The sequence below is a fragment of the Solibacillus merdavium genome, assembly GCF_014836935.1.
GTDB classification, from domain to species: domain Bacteria; phylum Bacillota; class Bacilli; order Bacillales_A; family Planococcaceae; genus Solibacillus; species Solibacillus ferritrahens.
This window is the reverse complement of the sequence record NZ_JACSPW010000025.1, coordinates 1-17,956: the sequence shown is the minus strand read 5'-3', so window position 1 is coordinate 17,956 and position 17,956 is coordinate 1. Positions and strand designations below refer to the sequence as shown.

Sequence of the window (17,956 nt, the reverse complement as noted above, 5' to 3'; positions counted from 1 at the left end):
ATGACGCATTTTTCGACTCAAAGTAATATCAAAGCTACACAAAAATCTTCTGCTTTACTCATATCGAAAAAAGGGCTCATTACCCTTTCTTCGGTACTTATCTTTATATTTTTCATAGTACCAATTCTGCGTCTTGTTTGGCAAAGCTTTCAATATGATGGCATATTGTCTCTGAAACATTATACAACCATTTTAAGTGAGCCTTTCACTTGGAATATGCTTAAAAACACGGCTTTCATTGTCGTCGTCTCTACAATTTTAGCTTTAGTATTAGGTGTAACCTTCGCTTGGATTATGGCGTATACCAATTTCCGCGGAAAGAAATGGATTCAAATTTTCATTATGTTACCATTTATTATTCCGTCTTATATCGTGACGATTGCTTGGACCCAATTCGTCAAAGATTTACCGATCACCGTTAATTTATATTCGCTGACGGGCATCGCATTTTTATTAGGTGTTTCTCATTTTCCATTAGTATATATGTTTACGGTAAACGTGTTAAAGCGAATTCCAAAAGAACTTGAGTGGGCTATTCGTACATCTGGCGGCAGTCGAATCAAAACATTCATTGTCGTTACGTTACCATTATCATTGCCTGGCATTATTGGCGGTGGCATGATTGCGTTTCTTTCAAATTTAGATAATTTCGGCATCCCTGCTTTTTTAGGAATTCCTGCGAATATTACGGTGTTAAGTACAGCCATTTTCCAGGAAGTAATCGGCTACGGAAATAATGCTTTCGCAAGAGCTGCTACATTATCAGTGCTACTTGCTTTAATCGCCCTTATTGTTACGGGTCTTCAGTGGCTGCTTTTACGTCGCTCTAAAGTAATGGAAACGAGCTATATCGATCATACACCAAGAGTAGATTTGGGAAAGTGGCGTAGCTTAGTCGAAATTATCGTTTGGGCACTTGTTTTATTATTTAGCATCGTACCCCTAATTTCCATGCTAAAGACTTCGTTCGTAAAAACATATGGAGTGCCTCTTACGCTCGATACATTCACGCTATACAATTATAACTTTTTACTTTACGACTATAATAAAGTTGGAGATGCATTACAGACGAGCACGATATTAGCGATTGCCACAGCTGTTATTTGTGTTGTTGCAGGTACGATTATTGCGTATATGCGAATTCGAAAAAACACTATTTTTTCGAAAACACTTGAGCTGATTGTTGCGATTCCGTACACATTACCAGGTATGGTGTTAGCTTTAGCGATGATCCTCGCATGGATGCAGCCAATTCCGGGTTGGAATCCTGGCATATATGGCTCCATCTGGATTTTACTTATTGCCTATGTTACACGTTTTATGTTTTTGCAAGTGCGAGGCAGCAGTACAGCCATTCTGCAAGTGTCTACTGACTTAGAGGAGGCCGCACATATTAGTGGTGCTTCGGTATGGGCGAAATGGAAAGCTATATTACTACCACTATTTTTACCAGGTATTATTAGCGGCTCTGTTCTTGTCATTTTAAATACATTAACAGAATTAACGGTCTCTTCCTTACTATGGTCAAGCGGTGCTGAAACAATCGGCGTGCTAATTTATAACTTTGAGCAAGCTGGGTATACGACATACTCAACTGCGTTTTCCGCTATTGTTTTACTATACATGTCCATTTTCGCCGGATTACTCTATGGGATAAGTGCAATAATACGTAGAAAGAGGGTTTCGCATGATCACTGAATTAAAAAATATAAAAAAATCATTCGGCTCCACAGATGTTTTGAAAGGAATCGATTTAACAATTGAAGATGGTGAATTTGTGGCGATTGTTGGTCCTTCAGGCTGTGGTAAAACGACACTGCTGAAAATTCTCGCTGGATTTGAACGTCCAACGAGTGGCGAACTTTTAATGGATGACGCATTAATGAACCGGGTACCACCAGAACAACGCAATATTAGTTTAGTATTCCAATCATTTGCATTATGGCCTCATATGAAAGTAAAGGAGCAAGTGGCATTTCCTTTAAAGCATCATCGATTTGTTAGTGAAGCTTTCAAAAAACAGCCCGATGTACGCGTAGAAGAAATGTTAAGCGCCATGAGCATGAGTCACTTAGCCGATCGCTACCCCCATGAACTTTCCGGCGGGCAAAAGCAGCGAGTTGCGATTGCACGAGCTTTAAGTCCCGCACCTGCACTGATTTTAATGGATGAGCCGTTAAGTAGTCTTGATGCCAAACTGCGGATTGAATTGCGCTATGAAATTCAAAAAATTCATCGCCAGTTTAAAAAAGCGATCGTCTACGTTACGCACGATCAGGGAGAAGCATTGGCAATGGCTGATAAAATTGTCGTTATGAATGCTGGAAAAATCGAACAAATCGGCACACCACAGGAAATTTATTATTACCCAGAAACACCTTTTGTTGCAGACTTTGTAGGTAAAGCCAACCTATTAGAAGGAACATGGGACAATGATCAATTTTCCCCAGCATTAAGTCCAAATGTATCGTGGCATTTCCCGAAGGTTTCTACATCATTTAAACAAGCTGGCTTATGCCCATTACGTCCAGAGCAACTTAAACCTACAGCCGATAATCAACATGGCATTGAAGTCGAAATCCAAAACGTCCAATTCCAAGGCCGAGAAATGATCTACACAGCGCTCGCTAACGAAACTCAATTAACCATAGTTTCAGATGCAGACACTCGCATTCAAATCGGTGAACGCTTGCTAGTTGGGACATGAGGGACGGCTCATGAAAGGACGAAGCGATGACTACCTTCCAATATTAGCTCCCACTAATTTTCAAACAAAAAAAAAGCTTGGTTATACCTGTGCACATCAATTCTGTGCCAGGTTACCATGCCTCGTATTTTTGGATTCTACTTTGCATAATCGATTAATTTTCAATCGGTAATTTTTTTTTCATCTCGTACATATTTTTTAATTTAGCATAGTAAGCCGCTGCGTTTACTGCACCCTCATCCGTTTTACGTAACGCATACTCGAATGCCTCCACTAAATGCTCTGTTGTTACCAATTCATTTTTAATGTTAATTAAATCATAATACTCGTAGTTGTCAGGGATTCTCGATAAAATCTCATCATCTCCTGTAATCGAAATTAAAATATCATCGTTAAAAAATAGTTGTAGCATAGTACATGTCCCCTTTTGTTGTTTAGTATCTGTTATCTTTCTTTGATAAGCTTATTCAGCGCGTTTTTAACACGCTGTAATTAATCAGCTACTTACTCTTTACCCCATTTACTACATAATGAATCGTCAGTCAGTAGAATAACCGAGTGGCACGACCCTATTCATACAATCATTCAGAAAAATGGAATCCATATCCAGTAAATTCGGTATAATATATCTATAACGATCGGTTTACGGTTGTGACGAAGTACTTGGAGAGGGATAGACATCTATGAAAATAACACGAAACATTAAATATAATTTAATCCGTCTATTTCGGCTTAAATCGGGTCCACATCAAGTTGCATCAGGGGTAACGATTGGTTTTATTCCAAGCTGGCTTCCTACATTCGGACTTGGCCCCATTCTTTCCGTCGGTATGGCAAGACTCGTAAAGGCGAATACCATTTCCGCACTTGTCGGTGGTGTCATGGGAACTTTTATTTGGCCGCTGCTTTTCTTCTTAAATTATCAGGTCGGGAGCTTACTATTGGATCGAAATACAAAAGTCAATGAACTGGATGAAGTAGAATACATGGACGCTATCGAACAGACTTATACAGGAATTGTGAGTTCCCATTCGAGTGGATTCATCTTTCTGACAGGTGCCATGTGCAATATCGTTATCTCCTCGATGTTCATTTACATCATGGTATATGTCATATTTAAGACGAACCGGGTGAGGATTTTGAATAAAATTAGGTGAGTTTGAAACAGTCATCTTCCGTAATATAAAGAAAACCGGGTGCATAAACAATTCAACAATTGTTCGTGCACCCGGTTCGTTGTTATATAAAATTCACGATATTAGTGGAGCATGATCGATCCGCCATCAACCATCAATGTTTGACCTGTTATATATTTCGAGTCTTCTGAAGCTAAAAAGACAGCAGCACGTCCGATATCTTGTTCCGGATCACCGAATTTACCCATCGGAATACCTGCAAGTACCCCTTCATAATATTCCGGCTGAGCTTTTGCCCATGCTTGTACACCCTCTGAATTGGCGATAGGTGAAATCAAGTTCGCTGTCACACCATCTGCCCCAAATTCATTTGCTACGACACGCGTAATACCGCGAATCGCTTCTTTTGCTGCCGCATAAGCAGCTTGTGTTTTATGCCCTTTTAACCCGGCACCTGAAGCAAAGTTAATAATATTACCACGAGTTTTCTTTAAATGTGGAATAGCCGCCTGCATTAAGTACCATGTAGGGTAGAAGCCTGTATCCATTGACAATGCTAAATGTTCTGGTGTTGTTTCAAGGAATGGCACTTGTTTCGAAGCGTGTGCATTATTCACTAACACATCTAAACGACCATATTTCTCGACAACTTGTTCCACTACATTTTTTAGTTGATCATGCTTTGTCAAATCACATTCAATAAAGCTAGATTGTGGTGAATGTTGCTGTAATTCCGCCAATACTTTAGCGCCTGCTTCCGGATTGAGGTCAACTGCCACAACAATTGCTCCCTCTTTTACCATCGCACGCCCCATACCAGCGCCAATACCGCCAGCACCACCCGTAATGATCACTACCTTGTCTTTTAATTTCAATACAATTTCTCCTTCTCAGAAAAACCACAACACTCACGTGATTGTTCCCAGTATCGTTAGTTACTAACAAATTAAATATACAACTTCATTATTTTAGAGGCAAATTATCAATCGTACTTATTATGCGCTTTTTGGGCTAATGCTATTACAGAAATTTGCTTTAATTTCAATCAACTTGCGGCACTTCTCCCTGAAGAAGTGTTTACATATACAGCTCTGCTTCCGCGTTCAGTTTGTTGGAACCTCTTTGTTTATCTCGTTTCACGAATTGTATCACTGAAAACTTCATAAGGCTCCATACCAGAGACATAAAACGTATAGGTAGTTTCAACTGCCAACGAATCCTTTTTCACCACTTCAAACTCATACGTGACATCCGTCCAACCGTACCCTACTTGTTTAATCTCATAGTCCATGTCTGGATAAGTTTCTTGCAAAAATGTTTCTAGGCTCTCTTTTGCTCTTTGTTTATGCACTGTATTTCCGCTCATTTGCATGTAAGCGTACACTAGGACACCAATTAATGTAATAGCAATTACGCTATATAGTATTTTCTTTTTCATATTAATTTTCCTCTCTTATTTTAAGAATACAAAAGCCGATAACAATTCCGATAAACGTTATGATTAAATGGACGATCACGGATGTGAGTGCGATGGAAAAAGCCTCCAAAAAATTTCCTCCATAAAATTCACCGAACCAATCCGTCATATACAATAGACAGTTCCATACAAAATTCGGTATCCCTGCAAGCAGAACGGCAATAAGAATTGACCGGTAAAATAAATATGTAACCGCACCCAGTAAGGCATAGGTCAGGATAAATCCACTATTGTTATTCATCACGGTCGTCCCCATCGCCAATATAAAGGCAATCGCAACAAAGAAAATCTGTATCGTTGTCAACTTCAACGTAATTTTCCGAATCATTTTTTTAGAGCCACCGCCATGTTCTACTTCAACAGGCAGCGGAATTTGAGATTGTTCCGCAATCTGGCGGCACTCTTGGCAACTTTTCAAGTGCTCCTCGACAAAATGTTTGGTCCCTAGTTGAAGCAAATCTTCCTCGTATAAAGGTAAAAGATCTTGTGTAACCGGACATTCTTTGTTCATAAAGTCACCTCCATTAATTTTTGAATCTTTAATTTCATCCGGTGAAACGTTACCCGCGCATAGTTCTCTGACTTACCAATTAAATCACCAATTTCTGCAAAGCTCAGTTCCCCATATATGCGTAGCAATACAATTTCCCTTGAAGCATCATCTAGTTTTGAAATATGATGTAAAAGTATTTTTGTATCTTCATTGAGTTCTGCTAACTCTTCTATTGATAGCATTTCAGTTTCCGGAATCGCTGACAGTTTTTGCATTAAGCTTTGCTGATACTTATTTTTCCGATAATATTTTTTCAGTAAATTCCCCGCAATCGAAAATATCCATGTCGACAAAGTGGATTGTCCATTAAAGGAGCCAATGCTTTTACAAGCCTCGTAAAAGGTATCGTGGCAAAGATCTTGAGCAGTCATCCGATTTCCTGTCTTGGATAAAAAAAACGCATAGAGTTTTGGATGAATTTGTTCATATTGTTCCTCTAACTTGTTCATAACTGCCCTCACTTTCCTGTTGTTCGTAGTATTAATACCACGACCCTCTATTTCGTTACAAAATATTTTAAAATATTTTTTGTGATATTCGATAAATTATATTAATAAACTAAACACTAACAGCATTTTTATTATTTCGAAATAGAATTCTGACGGTTTCCCTCACTAAGTAATTCCCCTTATTCCCACAGCCAAATCGCTCCCTTCCATCGCCCCATTCTAATCCCCTCGAGAACAGGTCATTTAAATCCCATCCACATGTGCACAAAAAAGTCCGCTCAAAAAGATTTAATAATCTTTTAAATAATTTATAAAAATATATATTGTTGCGTTAATACGCAACGGCATTGTTTTTTCTTTGGGGCATTTCATAATCGGATCTCCCAAAAAAATTATTTTCACTTTGTATGTCCCTTTTTTTGATTTTGGAAGCCATATATATGGCAAGACAATATTCAGAAATTGGAGGTTGGAACATGAAATTATTAGTGAACGATCGACAGTTGTTTGTATCACAAAGTTTGGCAGCACGTATTGGAGTTGAGGAGGCGTTATTCCTTCAGCAACTGCATTATCGATTAGAAACGCAAGGTGTAAAGAAAGACGGACACATTTGGTATCGCCAAACTTATCAAGGTTGGGCAAAGCAATGCTGCTATTGGAGCATTACGAAAGTTAAAAGACTTATAACGAAATTGGAACGTTATCAAATTATCCTTTCATCAAACAAATTTAACAGCTTCAATACAGACCGTTCGAAATGGTACCGAATTGATTATGAAAAACTAGATAAGCTCCTTCAGAAAAAAATTTATACCCAGGATGAGCTATTTCCTGAAGAGCAAAACTTACCTGAGAAGAAAAAGACAAAAACGAATATTGATTGTAGTAATGAGATTGCAAACATCATTCACTATTTAAATGAAAAAGCGAATAAGCAGTTTAACGAACAGTCAAAAACGAATACCCGACTGATCAAAGCCATTTTAAAAGAGGGCTATACGGTGGAAGACTGCTACTTAGTCATTGATGAACAGATAAGAAACTGGAAGAACGACTTGCAAATGCAAAAATATTTAAGGCCGATCACATTATTCCGTCCGGGTAATTTTGAAAGCTATTTAAACAATGCCCTTACAAGAATGCAGGATAATAATTACGTCCCGGCACCCGTCGTACTTGATTTTGATGAAGGTGATTACGAATGATAAAAAAGGAGTTTTTAGAGCAAAGCATTTTAGCAACGATGCTAGAGGAAAATTATTTAATACTCGATAGTCAGCTCAAGCCGGACATGTTTTACGGCCAATATCACCGACAGCTTTTTGCGCTCATGCAGCAGCTCGCAAATGAAGGTCATCCCGTAGATTATTTAACACTGAGTGCACGGTTTGAACAGATGGAAGCAATCGGGCTAACTTACGTGACAGAGCTTATGATGTTCGCTAATACCGATAAATTTGACGATTATGTCCAGCTGCTGCGGGAAATTTGGCGCGAGCGGCAAAAAGGCCAAATTTTATTTCAGGCGGCAGAGGGAGATTGGGCGATCCCGCAAATTATAGAACGGCTTGATCATACACAGCTCGAAGGAAATCGGACAGATACAACAATCACGCAAGCTTTAGTCGCAATGGATAATCGTCCGTGGGAGGAAGTGCATACACCCGGACTCATTATCCCCCATATTAAGGATCTCGAGCTGCTAATCAATGGCTTTCGTCCAGGCGAGCTGACGATTATCGCAGCCCGCCCTTCCATGGGAAAAACCGATGTCATGAACAATTTAGCGCTTTATGCAGGCTGGCAAGGTCATTTACCGATTATCTTTTCGTTGGAAATGAGTAAAACGATTTTACTCGATCGGCTCATTGCGACGACAGGTCAATACTCTCGCTTAAAAATGCGCAACCCGAAGCAATACTTTTCAGAGGAACAAAAAAAGAACTGGATTCAAGTACTCGAACGGGTCAATAAGTCGAGCATCGAAATTGATGATCGTAGCTGTTTAACGATTCCGCAAATTCGCAGCCAAGCCCGGCGTATTATCCGGCAAAATGAAAATAAGACGCCGATTATTTTAATCGATTATTTGCAAATTATTCAATCAGACCGTGATGAGGAATATGCAGCAGTAGCGATGAGTAAAATTAGCCGCGCGTTAAAGCAAATGGCAAAGGAATTCAACTGCCCGGTCATTTGTCTATCACAGCTCAACCGCAATGTTGAATCCCGCGGCAATAAGCGCCCATTAATGAGTGATTTACGAGATTCGGGCTCGATCGAACAGGATGCAGACGTCATTATTTTGCTGTACCGCAAATCGTATTACGAAACAGAAAACACCAATACTCCGGATACATTAGAGCTCATCGTTGCCAAAAACCGCAATGGTCCAACGGGTACAGCTTTGGCCCATTACAACAAAAAGACAGGTCATATTTGGACAAGGGAGCGATAAAGGATGGGGAGAAAAACCGTTTATACACTGCTACTTGAAATGATCAAATACGAACAAAACTTTGGGGCTTACTGGATTTACCTCGCTTTAAAGAAAGGCTATTTGCAAAAGGAGGACGACCCATCGCGTATATACGAAGTCCCGTTTACCGATGAGGAAATTGCCGAAATCCGTGAAATGAATCAACGCGACGTACTCGGCATCAACCGCATCAAGCTCTATGCAACAAGCGTCTCCCCTACCCAGTACGCCCTATACTTCGCCCAAACACCATATGATGCCCAAATGCTACATGCCTCTATATACGGCACCAAACCAACGAAGTGGCACAGCATTTACAACCAGCATAAGTACACAAGCATCTACCATAAAGAAACGGATGAGGAGATTTATATGTTTGTATTAAAGGAACGAGTGAAGGAGTTTCCTTATTATATTGGAGAGGTTGCTGTGGAGAATGTGGAGGAAAAGAGTTTAGTTAACTAGTTTGTTGCTCAAAAGGAGATACCCTACAGAAGTTATCTAACTAATATCAAATACATGAGTCTTCCATTTCGTATATTTGGAAGGCTCGTTAATTAAAGGAACATATTTCCGTTATTTTAAAATTATTTCTCAAATCAGAGGAAATAGCGGTAAAGTTTTCCGTTATTAAGTAAAAATCCATGAAAATAACGCCTTTATGGCGGAATAACGGAACTTTTTCCCCTTATTTTAACGTTATTTCTTAAATCAGCGGTAATAGCGGTAAATTTTTCCCTTATTAAGTAAATACCGATGAAAGTACTAATCCCAATAATTAAACACTAAATCCCCAACCGTCTGTGATCTAAAATGATTCATAAAACGAAGCTCCACATCATTCAGGTCATTTTCATTCAATACAATATTACCACTGCCACTAGCTTGAAATATTAACGGCTCTGTTAATTGTGCTGCTGTTAATACTTGATAAGGGTTTTCAAACAAGCCGGCCAATAATGGATGGTCATTAAAGTCTAATTCACCAATCTCACAATTACTTGAGAAAGCTACATAATCATACATATCATTATAAAAAATATAGAACGCTTCCCCATCAATTTTCACATGGGCATGAGCATAGCCAACAACAATATCCGGCTCAAAAAAAGCCAAAACCCTGCCCTTTAACTGCCCGACATACGAGTAGCAGTATTTTTTGAATTCAGCCGTACATGCTGCCCAATCCCGTTCAAGTGATAAATCTCCTGCAGTAAAGCCAGTTACGCCTCTTTTTAAAATCATTTACTAAGCCCCCTTCTAATGGTGGTTTTTCACCGCCCCCCATTTTAGAATGCCATAACCACTGTAATGAATCAAAAAAGCACATCCTGATAAAACCAAGATGTACTTAAATATTATGATCATGATCCTTTTGATGAGAAAACTCAATTAAAAATAAATCTTCTGTATCCTTCTCTATGTTGTCTATTTCCGGACGATCCCAGTCATCTCCGAAATACTTTTCTTTATCCAATATATAATGAAGCTTAGTATACTCCGCATTTTGTAGTAAGTGAAGAAGATACCCTACTCTGTCCATCATGTACTTATTTAAAGCCATCATATCTTTATCTGACAGCTGGCTAATGACTTCTAGGGGTGTATTTTCAGGAATCTTTAAGAACTCATCATAACTATATTTACCAGCATGCATATCTTCAATGATGCCATTTCTAAAGATAAAATGGACAATTTTGCGTGATAAATCAAACACATTCTCTTCAGGATCGCACTCTTCAGGTATCTCGCACTTGTTAATATATTCTAATAACATGATATTCCTTTGACTTTCAAAATTTATATCTTCTTCATCTTCCTCGTAAAAAAAGCCTTCCATTTCTACTAACTCATCCATGAATTGTCGATCAAGGTTTTTAAAAGTACTGTTAACAGTCTTTATCAATTTACTTCTCTCTAAAGGGTCAATTGCATCTAAAAAGTCGTCTTTATCTGAGCTCATTTTATAGCCTCCATATTGTTACAAGGTTATTGCGAGTAATGGTTCTTTGTTTAATTATGGTGCAGCATACCTACTCATAGTTATACCTCAATTCAATATTTTTATGCTGAAGGATTTTACAACAAGCTCAAATAAAACAGTGATTTTACGGTATATCTCTGAAATGTGAGCCTCAATAAGTTGCTCTGTTCTATCCATTCTTTCGTCTCTAAAATTCGGTAGGAGCCACCAACCATGTTGTTGATATGTGCTCGATGTGTGAGCCGTTCGGTTAAAGCTGCCGTCAATACCGAGTCGTGAAACACTTCTTCCTAATTATATTGGAGAGGTTGCTGTGGAGGATGCGACTCGGGTGCACTAACCGAATCTATAGTCCAAAACAAACATATAACTATAATCATATTCGTATCTATAAAGGCTAAAAAACTTCTTTTTTGGTTAGAATACTCATAATTTATAAATCAATGTAAAAAGGATGATTATTAAATGAGTGTTATAGTGCTAGAAAACAAAAGAATTTTTCTTAATAGAATTAGTAGATACGAGTTAAATTCTGATGAGCTCTACCATAGAAATGATACAGATGCGGAAAGATTTCTTTTTATATTCCTTATTAATGAGGATGAACTGTGGAGTGAATATAAGTTCAAATATTTATATATTGAAACGTATGACGGCAATTCCTATAAGTATTATTCCGATAGAAAATTAGAGAATTTAATGAAGGAAATGGATGAATATTTTCATGAATTAGGGATTGGTAGTGAAGTAGAAGATTGTTCTTATGATTTTAGTTTTCATGGCGAACCTTTAGAAGAAATGCTTGATGAAGATGAGTATTTAGAATTAGCCATTGAAAGCTATGTAAGAATTAGAGATACGTACAAATTTATTAATGAAGATATTTCATCTATCGTGAATCGAATAGATAATGCTTATGGGACTATATAAAGAACGGGGATGTATGACTTCCCCCCCTATCAAGTAGACAGCTTAAAACGACTAAGCAGCCAGCTGGTGTCGATAATTGTATCGGCGCCAGGTGGTTGAGTCGTTGTATTACTGTAAAAAAATACATCCTGACTAAATCAAGATGCACTTAAATATTATAATCGTTATCCTTAAGATCAGAAAACTCAATTACAATTAAGTCTTCTGTATCCTTCTCTATCTTTTCTATATCAGGACGATCCCAGTCATCTCCGTTATACTTTTCTTGATCCAGTATATAATGAAGCTTAGTATACTCCGCGTTTTGAATTAAGTGAAGAATATATCCTACTCGGTCCATCATGTACTTATTTAAAGCCATCATATCTATATTAGAAAGTTGGCTAATGGCTTCTGGAGGTGTATTTTCAGGAATCTTTAAGAACTCATCATAACCAAATTTACCAGCATGCATATCTTCAATGATGCCGTTTCTAAAGATAAAATGGACAATTTTACGTGATAAATCAAACACACTTTCTTCAAGATCAAACTCTTCAGGTACCTCGCACTTGTTAATATATTCTAATATCATTGAATTCTTATGGCTTTCAAAATTTATAGCTTCTTCATCTTCCTCGTAAAAAAATCCTTCAATTTCTACTAACTCATCGACTAATTCTCGATCAAGATTTTCAAAGGTACCGTTCATAACCTTTAGCAATTTACTTCTCTCTAAAGGGTCAATTGAATCCAAAAATTCGTCTTTTTCTGAGCTCATTTTATAGCCTCCATATTGGCACAAGGTTTATGCGAGAATAATTCTTTACATACTCATAGTTATATCTCAATTCAACATTTTTATGCTAGATGGTTTTCCCATAAGAAAAGGGATATTTACCAAGAGTTCAACTCCCATTCAATATCCCTAATTGATTTAATTGTTTTGTTATGAACAACTGCCGTGTACAGATGCAAATATGGTTATCTAAACATTGCAGTGATTACTGTCTATGCTTATACTTTAAGCAATACGGATAAGCCGTGTGAGAGCTTATACCTTTAATTATTCACGGAATGAAAGGACGAAGCGATGATTATTCAATGTACAAAGGCATTACTAGATAAACTAGAAATTCAAAAAAGTGATTTAGTGTCGCCAGAAGGCTACGAGCAATCCCCTAAAAGTTTGATGGGCTGGCATGCTAACCTAGTAACGATTTATAGAAGAAAAGTCATGATTTTGATGAATAATGAAACAAGATATCCAATCGTTATTAACCGTCTATTAAAGAAGGACCTTTCTAATATCAATGCAGTAATTCAAGAGGCGATTCGAGTAGCTCTTCGAATGGAGGGTATCAAAGAAGCCATTATTGAAGATTATTTAGCTTCGGGTGAGGACATTACATTTTCTAAAACTGCTAGTAGAAGCATGGTTGCAAAACTGAACAATACCGTGCGGGAAATTGAAATGATGTCAGAATATCTGGATAAAGATACGACAATTCAACGATATATTAGTCTCGTAGTAAGTAGAATGATTCAACTGGATGGACCAAAGAAAGGATTTTACCCAAGAAATAAAATGATAGAAAGTTTAGCGATGTTAAATGGCTTAAATGTAAATCAAGCAGCCGAACAAGTATTTGATATCGAGCTTTATCAACTAAATATTCAACTAGATTTAGAAGGGCATCATATTTGGCGTCGGGTACTCGTACCTTCCAGCTTCTCGTTTAGGCATCTTCATAATATCATTCAAACAGTTTTTGACTGGCAAAACTATCACTTACATGAATTTACCGTCAAACGCGCTAACAACAAACCTCTTAAAATTGTGTTGGATGATGATCCCGAAACATTAGAATTTACCGCTTTCGACAATGAGGAAATCGTACAAGAACGATTTGTGTCGTTACGTGATGTCTTCTCAAAACACTCAGATGTTTTGTATCAGTATGATTTCGGTGATTCCTGGATGCATATAATTACGCTAGAAAAAAAAGTACAAGCCCATTCATTACAAGTAGTATTTTTAGAAGGAAACGGCGAACGTCCGCCTGAAGATGTAGGTGGAGAATATGGATTTAATGAGTATTTAAGAATATTAGGTGATGCTACAGATCCTGAACACGAAGACATGAAAATCTGGGCGGCATCGCAAAAGGAAAGAATCTTCACTGTAGAGCAAACAAACCAGCGTCTAAAGAACGTAATATATAACTATTATTATATTTAGTAATTTTCCAGATGTGGGACAATGGGACAGGCACACTGTCCCATTGTCTCTAAAAACTGTGACAGTTCCCGTTCACTTACCTAATCCGACCAATCACACATACTCATAGTTATATCTCAATTTAATATTTTTATGCTGAAGGGTTTTTCCATAAGAAAAGGGATATTAAACAAGAGTTCAACTCCCATTCAATATCCTTAATCACACAATTCACTAAATATTTTCTTTTTGATACGTAAGCAATTTATTACGCAGCGCTTCATCACTCGCATAAATATAAAGCCCTTTAATACCACGTTTCATTAAAATATTGATGGAATTTAGGACAATCTTTTATGGTTCTATAATATTTGTTGGGGTATTCAAACAATTTCACAATAAAAAAAGCACAAAATCACACTTTTTTATATACTTGAATTGTCGAGAAACAAGCAATAGAAAGGTGATTTGTGCTGTATGAATTTTAACATGAATATCCCAGGATTAAAAGATGTAGAAATTACAAAAATTGAAGAGTTAGAGATGGGTATGGCAATTTCGATTGAACTCCCCCGTCAAGCGCATCAATGTCCAGCCTGCCAACAATGGACTACGAAAGTGCACGATTACCGGATTCAAAAAATTAAGCACCTAAAATGGTTTGAGCGAATGACCGTAATCTTTTATAAGCGCCGTCGTTATGCATGCGATTGTGGAAAGCGCTTCGCTGAAAAAGCATCCTTTATTGAGCGATATCAACGTTTTACCAAAGAAGCGAATCAAGCGTTAAGCATTCGCGTGATTAAAGCGAAGACATTTAAAGAAGCGGCGGAGGTTACGGGTACCTCTAGCACAACAGTGATTCGTCGCTTTAAGAAAATGGCCCACAAAGAAATGGTCCAAGGTGTTCAATTGCCGAAAGCGATTGCGATTGATGAATATAAAGGCGATACCGACGCAGGAAAATATCAATTGATTATTGCGAATGCCGAAACCAAAGAACCAATCGATATTTTGCCAAACCGCCGGAAAGAAACAATTAAAGATTATTTAAAGCGCTACGGAAGTGACGTAGAAATCGTTGTGATGGATATGAGCCCTTCCTTTAAATCAGCGGTCCGTCAGTCTTTAGGAAGACCGGTCATTGTGGCAGATCGCTTTCATTATTGTCGTTCTATTTATTGGGCCTTAGATTCGGTTCGTCGAGAAGTTCAAAAGGACTGGCACGAATACGACCGGAAAAAGTGTAAAAGAATGCGGTATGTGCTCTATAAACGTCCAGAGAAGCTGAAAGAAACGGATCGATTTTACTTAACCCGCTATACAGAGATGTCTCCTTTATTAAAAGCAGCGTATCAACTAAAACAAGCCTACTGTGAATGGTTTGATCAGGCAAAAAAAGAACCTGATGTATCAAAGATTAAAGAGGGACTCATTCAGTTCTACAAACAAGTTGAAGAATCAGGGATTCCTGCATTTAAACGAACGATACAGACATTTAAAAATTGGCAGACAGAAATCTTGAATAGCTTTACATTTGGCTATTCCAATGGTTTTCTGGAGGGCATTAACAACAAAACAAAAGTGATGAAACGGAATGCGTATGGATTCAGACGTTTCGATCACTTTAAGGCAAAGATTTTATTAAATTTAAAGTATAAAAATTTGGGTGGTCATGTGGGATGAAATCTGTTTGATAAAGATTTCACCCCAACATTTGACATAGAACCTCTTTTCTTTCGCTTCATTCACATTGGCAATACCTTCTGTACCTGTGTAAGCACCCTTATCCATATACTTACTCGTATCAATAACAATTTCATCTTTAGCCGCATCATATTGAACCGATGGACCGAGCACCACGCCAACGTAATTTAAATCAAAGCCTTGAATTGTATAAATAGAGCCCGCTTCATGAATGGTTTCTGGCTTTTCTGCCCAAGTGTATTTCGTACTTGTTGTGTTCCAAGGCATTTTGTATTCGCCATTTGATTCGTTCACATAATACGTACCGCCATCTTTTTTATGTAAATAATCGAATGTTGACACAACACGGCTCAGACCATATTCCTCGTTTTGCCCCTTAATTTTGTCATGCATAGCCTTCAGTGTTTCAAATACTTCAAACTCATAGTGCTCATCATGAGGTAGTGGCAATAGTTGCTTACGTTTGAATGCATTAATCCAGTTAATTACCTCATCATTCGCTTGCATGCGGAACTGGTTTGTTAGCTGGTATTCCTCGTTATAAGCGCTTAGCTTTTTTAGTTGCTGTACTGTCGCTGCACCCCAAAGGCTTTTCAATTTCAGTACTTGGTTTTGGTCATAAATAATGACCACTACTTTTGCTAGCTTTAAAAGCTCCTCTAAATGATTATCTCCACGGAAGTTGTTATACGTATCTGATTTAGTTAGTAATAAATGCGCCTCATCCACAAAAATGATATCCACTTTCTTCTGCTCTTTTTGAAGTGTATTGACTAAAGGCGTTGGCTTCGCAAAGTTCTTTCCTTTTAAATGCTTCACCTGCTTCGCAATCCCTTTATACGTTTTAAACATTTCCTCATGATTAACGACTAAGTAATTTTCTGTATTATACAACGGTGAGGATGCTTCCTCAGCTCGCTCTTGAATCGTGTTGAAAATCGAACTTAAAACAACACTCTTCCCTACCCCAGCTTCACCTTCGATAACTAACAGGCTGCCATATGCAGATGTAGCTGCTTGGACTTGTTTCTCGCAAAATTCGAGTACCTTTTCTTTTAATTCGAGTTGCTCCAGAGAGAGCTCTTTAAAAGGAGATAATTTAAAAATATCTTTGTTTTCAATTGTATGAAGCTCATGATCCACGAGCTTTTGCTCATATAGCTTCTGCCAAATTTCTTTAAATAACTGTTGATCATAGTACGGTTTGTTGTAGTAGTTATGGGTAAAATCGCTCGCCATTTTACTTTTGTTTTGAAGTGTATATTTTTCATCACCAAGGAAGTAATTGATAAGTTTCGTTTCTAAATGGAATGTTGCGGAACGATTAAATTCCTCATGTGTTTATTGCAAAATAAAAGTGCAGACTAGTGCAAAGAATTTGTACAGAGTCCTGCACTATTTTTGTGCATAAAAAAAGACTTGCCAGCCACCCCAAGTCCCTCTACTCTTTTAGGTGTCGAATCCAAAAAGTGGAGGTAAGAAAGGATGCTAGCAATGTCTGAAGTTAATTGTATCAAAACATTACGAAATGAAAAAGGACTATCTATTACCGAAATTGCCAATACAATGCAAGTGAATTGGCGCACTGCCAAAAAATATGGCGATGGAGATCAATTGCCTCAAGAGAAAACTCATTTGAAAACGGGCATGATGTACGACGAAGAATGGGGAGAAATCGTAATTGATTGGTTAGAAGAGGATTTAAAACTTAAGAAAAAGTTACGCCGTACAAATAAGAAAATATTTGAAGATTTAGTAAAGAAGGGCTTCAAAGGTTCCTATAGAACACTTTGTAATTTCATTCAAGAATGGAAAGCAGCACAAGAAGACGAAATAGACAAAGGTCATGAACGTTTAGAACATCCAGAAGGAGAAGCTCAAGTAGATTTGGGGATTATGGAAGCTGTTCAAGATGGCGAAATACTTGATGTTCACGCATTGGTCATGTCATTTCCAGCAAGTAATACAGCATTTGCGGTACCGATGCCGGGTGAAAATTTAGAATACTTTTTAGGCGGACTTCAAGTGTTATTTAAACAGGCTGGTGGTGTCCCATTGAGCATTCGAATTGATAACTTAACACCTGCGGTGAAAAAGGTAAGAAAAGGCGATTCAGAGGCACAACTAACAGAAGCCTTTCGACATTTCCAACAATATTACGGGTTTAAAGTGCAAGTATGTAACCCACGAAAAGGAAATGAAAAAGGTCATGTGGAAGGTAAAGTAGGTTATGTTCGTTATAACTTCTTTAGCCTACCTCCCTCTATAAATGTTGATATATCAATGGCTCACGCCATTTTTGAGTGCCAAAAAATTTTTTTCGAAATGTAT

The 17,956-nt window shown here is 37.8% G+C and carries 21 protein-coding genes; 10 read left to right on the top strand and 11 right to left on the bottom strand.

All coding sequences use genetic code 11. From position 1 onward, the window contains the following. Together H9632_RS17510 and H9632_RS17505 are read left to right on the top strand one after the other, a co-directional pair. Positions 1-1,698: an ABC transporter permease gene (locus H9632_RS17510; protein WP_191705352.1), complete on the top strand. Its 1,698-nt coding sequence runs from the start codon at positions 1-3 to the stop codon at positions 1,696-1,698. Next, entirely contained in the window at positions 1,688-2,707 is a 1,020-nt protein-coding gene (locus tag H9632_RS17505) for an ABC transporter ATP-binding protein (RefSeq protein WP_191705351.1), read from the top strand. The genes H9632_RS17510 and H9632_RS17505 overlap by 11 nt, the downstream gene beginning before the upstream one ends. A gap of 154 nt (positions 2,708-2,861) precedes the next feature. Here the strand turns inward: H9632_RS17505 and H9632_RS17500 are convergent, their stop codons facing one another. After that, a complete protein-coding gene (locus tag H9632_RS17500) occupies positions 2,862-3,119 on the bottom strand; it encodes a UDP-glucose 6-dehydrogenase (RefSeq protein WP_191705350.1) in 258 nt (85 codons plus the stop codon). Positions 3,120-3,390: 271 nt separating this feature from the next. Between H9632_RS17500 and H9632_RS17495 the strand changes: the two genes are divergently transcribed. Further along, positions 3,391-3,864, top strand: a complete 474-nt coding sequence (locus H9632_RS17495; RefSeq protein ID WP_191705349.1) for a DUF2062 domain-containing protein — start codon at positions 3,391-3,393, stop codon at positions 3,862-3,864. 101 nt (positions 3,865-3,965) lie between these two features. Here the strand turns inward: H9632_RS17495 and H9632_RS17490 are convergent, their stop codons facing one another. The 4 genes from H9632_RS17490 to H9632_RS17475 form a co-directional block, all read right to left on the bottom strand. Next, positions 3,966-4,718, bottom strand: coding sequence for an SDR family NAD(P)-dependent oxidoreductase (locus H9632_RS17490; protein WP_191705348.1), 753 nt, complete (start codon positions 4,716-4,718; stop codon positions 3,966-3,968). Between the two features lie 251 nt (positions 4,719-4,969). Next, positions 4,970-5,281 (bottom strand): YfjL-like protein, encoded by a 312-nt coding sequence (locus tag H9632_RS17485; protein ID WP_191705347.1) that lies wholly within the window; start codon positions 5,279-5,281, stop codon positions 4,970-4,972. A gap of 1 nt (position 5,282) precedes the next feature. Further along, positions 5,283-5,831, bottom strand: a complete 549-nt coding sequence (locus H9632_RS17480; protein ID WP_191705346.1) for a zf-HC2 domain-containing protein — start codon at positions 5,829-5,831, stop codon at positions 5,283-5,285. Further along, the gene (locus tag H9632_RS17475; protein WP_191705345.1) at positions 5,828-6,322 is read right to left on the bottom strand and encodes an RNA polymerase sigma factor; all 495 of its coding nucleotides are present in this window, start codon (positions 6,320-6,322) and stop codon (positions 5,828-5,830) included. Before H9632_RS17475 ends, H9632_RS17480 begins: the two co-directional genes overlap by 4 nt. Before the next feature lie 476 nt (positions 6,323-6,798). Between H9632_RS17475 and H9632_RS17470 the strand changes: the two genes are divergently transcribed. The 3 genes from H9632_RS17470 to H9632_RS17460 are packed head-to-tail and all read left to right on the top strand — an operon-like array spanning position 6,799 to position 9,269. Continuing rightward, a complete protein-coding gene (locus H9632_RS17470; protein WP_191705344.1) occupies positions 6,799-7,530 on the top strand; it encodes a conserved phage C-terminal domain-containing protein in 732 nt (243 codons plus the stop codon). Continuing rightward, positions 7,527-8,783, top strand: coding sequence for a replicative DNA helicase (locus H9632_RS17465; protein ID WP_191705343.1), 1,257 nt, complete (start codon positions 7,527-7,529; stop codon positions 8,781-8,783). The genes H9632_RS17470 and H9632_RS17465 overlap by 4 nt, the downstream gene beginning before the upstream one ends. A 3-nt stretch (positions 8,784-8,786) precedes the next feature. Further along, on the top strand, positions 8,787-9,269 hold the full coding sequence (locus H9632_RS17460) for a hypothetical protein (protein ID WP_191705342.1): 483 nt from the start codon (positions 8,787-8,789) through the stop codon (positions 9,267-9,269). Between the two features lie 300 nt (positions 9,270-9,569). On the opposite strand, the gene H9632_RS17455 is transcribed toward H9632_RS17460, so the two are convergent. The 3 genes from H9632_RS17455 to H9632_RS18935 all read right to left on the bottom strand — a co-directional run bounded on the left by H9632_RS17455 (position 9,570) and on the right by H9632_RS18935 (position 11,072). Continuing rightward, positions 9,570-10,049: a hypothetical protein gene (locus H9632_RS17455; protein WP_191705341.1), complete on the bottom strand. Its 480-nt coding sequence runs from the start codon at positions 10,047-10,049 to the stop codon at positions 9,570-9,572. 106 nt (positions 10,050-10,155) lie between these two features. Next, the gene (locus H9632_RS17450) at positions 10,156-10,767 is read right to left on the bottom strand and encodes a hypothetical protein (protein ID WP_191705340.1); all 612 of its coding nucleotides are present in this window, start codon (positions 10,765-10,767) and stop codon (positions 10,156-10,158) included. 116 nt (positions 10,768-10,883) lie between these two features. Next, a complete protein-coding gene (locus H9632_RS18935; protein WP_318247715.1) occupies positions 10,884-11,072 on the bottom strand; it encodes a hypothetical protein in 189 nt (62 codons plus the stop codon). A 181-nt stretch (positions 11,073-11,253) separates the two neighbouring features. On the opposite strand from H9632_RS18935, the gene H9632_RS17445 reads away from it, so the two are divergent. Continuing rightward, the gene (locus H9632_RS17445; protein WP_191705339.1) at positions 11,254-11,718 is read left to right on the top strand and encodes a DNA polymerase III subunit alpha; all 465 of its coding nucleotides are present in this window, start codon (positions 11,254-11,256) and stop codon (positions 11,716-11,718) included. Positions 11,719-11,866: 148 nt separating this feature from the next. Here H9632_RS17445 and H9632_RS17440 read toward each other — a convergent pair whose 3' ends face one another. Then, positions 11,867-12,478, bottom strand: coding sequence for a hypothetical protein (locus H9632_RS17440; RefSeq protein WP_191705338.1), 612 nt, complete (start codon positions 12,476-12,478; stop codon positions 11,867-11,869). A gap of 312 nt (positions 12,479-12,790) precedes the next feature. On the opposite strand from H9632_RS17440, the gene H9632_RS17435 reads away from it, so the two are divergent. Then, on the top strand, positions 12,791-13,939 hold the full coding sequence (locus H9632_RS17435; protein ID WP_191705337.1) for a plasmid pRiA4b ORF-3 family protein: 1,149 nt from the start codon (positions 12,791-12,793) through the stop codon (positions 13,937-13,939). 213 nt (positions 13,940-14,152) lie between these two features. Here the strand turns inward: H9632_RS17435 and H9632_RS17430 are convergent, their stop codons facing one another. Then, positions 14,153-14,269 carry a DNA/RNA helicase domain-containing protein gene (locus H9632_RS17430; protein WP_318247716.1) on the bottom strand — a complete coding sequence of 39 codons (117 nt, stop codon included), beginning with the start codon at positions 14,267-14,269 and terminating at the stop codon, positions 14,153-14,155. A 126-nt stretch (positions 14,270-14,395) separates the two neighbouring features. Between H9632_RS17430 and H9632_RS17425 the strand changes: the two genes are divergently transcribed. After that, positions 14,396-15,604, top strand: coding sequence for an ISL3 family transposase (locus H9632_RS17425; RefSeq protein ID WP_191705335.1), 1,209 nt, complete (start codon positions 14,396-14,398; stop codon positions 15,602-15,604). Here the strand turns inward: H9632_RS17425 and H9632_RS17420 are convergent. Further along, positions 15,569-16,864 (bottom strand): DUF2075 domain-containing protein, encoded by a 1,296-nt coding sequence (locus H9632_RS17420; protein WP_191705334.1) that lies wholly within the window; start codon positions 16,862-16,864, stop codon positions 15,569-15,571. The genes H9632_RS17425 and H9632_RS17420 overlap by 36 nt on opposite strands. 246 nt (positions 16,865-17,110) lie before the next feature. On the opposite strand from H9632_RS17420, the gene istA reads away from it, so the two are divergent. Continuing rightward, on the top strand, positions 17,111-17,956 hold an 846-nt coding region (gene istA / locus H9632_RS17415), incomplete at its 3' end, for an IS21 family transposase (RefSeq protein WP_225223905.1).

Excerpts from the sequence above, each read along its gene's own strand:
- H9632_RS17510 (WP_191705352.1), top strand. The coding sequence starts at position 1 with ATGACGCATTTTTCGACTCAAAGTAATATCAAAGCTACACAAAAATCT.
- H9632_RS17505 (WP_191705351.1), top strand. The coding sequence starts at position 1,688 with ATGATCACTGAATTAAAAAATATAAAAAAATCATTCGGCTCCACAGAT.
- H9632_RS17500 (WP_191705350.1), bottom strand. The coding sequence starts at position 3,119 with ATGCTACAACTATTTTTTAACGATGATATTTTAATTTCGATTACAGGA.
- H9632_RS17495 (WP_191705349.1), top strand. The coding sequence starts at position 3,391 with ATGAAAATAACACGAAACATTAAATATAATTTAATCCGTCTATTTCGG.
- H9632_RS17485 (WP_191705347.1), bottom strand. The coding sequence starts at position 5,281 with ATGAAAAAGAAAATACTATATAGCGTAATTGCTATTACATTAATTGGT.
- H9632_RS17480 (WP_191705346.1), bottom strand. The coding sequence starts at position 5,831 with ATGAACAAAGAATGTCCGGTTACACAAGATCTTTTACCTTTATACGAG.
- H9632_RS17475 (WP_191705345.1), bottom strand. The coding sequence starts at position 6,322 with ATGAACAAGTTAGAGGAACAATATGAACAAATTCATCCAAAACTCTAT.
- H9632_RS17470 (WP_191705344.1), top strand. The coding sequence starts at position 6,799 with ATGAAATTATTAGTGAACGATCGACAGTTGTTTGTATCACAAAGTTTG.
- H9632_RS17465 (WP_191705343.1), top strand. The coding sequence starts at position 7,527 with ATGATAAAAAAGGAGTTTTTAGAGCAAAGCATTTTAGCAACGATGCTA.
- H9632_RS17460 (WP_191705342.1), top strand. The coding sequence starts at position 8,787 with ATGGGGAGAAAAACCGTTTATACACTGCTACTTGAAATGATCAAATAC.
- H9632_RS17455 (WP_191705341.1), bottom strand. The coding sequence starts at position 10,049 with ATGATTTTAAAAAGAGGCGTAACTGGCTTTACTGCAGGAGATTTATCA.
- H9632_RS17450 (WP_191705340.1), bottom strand. The coding sequence starts at position 10,767 with ATGAGCTCAGATAAAGACGACTTTTTAGATGCAATTGACCCTTTAGAG.
- H9632_RS17445 (WP_191705339.1), top strand. The coding sequence starts at position 11,254 with ATGAGTGTTATAGTGCTAGAAAACAAAAGAATTTTTCTTAATAGAATT.
- H9632_RS17440 (WP_191705338.1), bottom strand. The coding sequence starts at position 12,478 with ATGAGCTCAGAAAAAGACGAATTTTTGGATTCAATTGACCCTTTAGAG.
- H9632_RS17435 (WP_191705337.1), top strand. The coding sequence starts at position 12,791 with ATGATTATTCAATGTACAAAGGCATTACTAGATAAACTAGAAATTCAA.
- H9632_RS17425 (WP_191705335.1), top strand. The coding sequence starts at position 14,396 with ATGAATTTTAACATGAATATCCCAGGATTAAAAGATGTAGAAATTACA.
- H9632_RS17420 (WP_191705334.1), bottom strand. The coding sequence starts at position 16,864 with ATGGCGAGCGATTTTACCCATAACTACTACAACAAACCGTACTATGAT.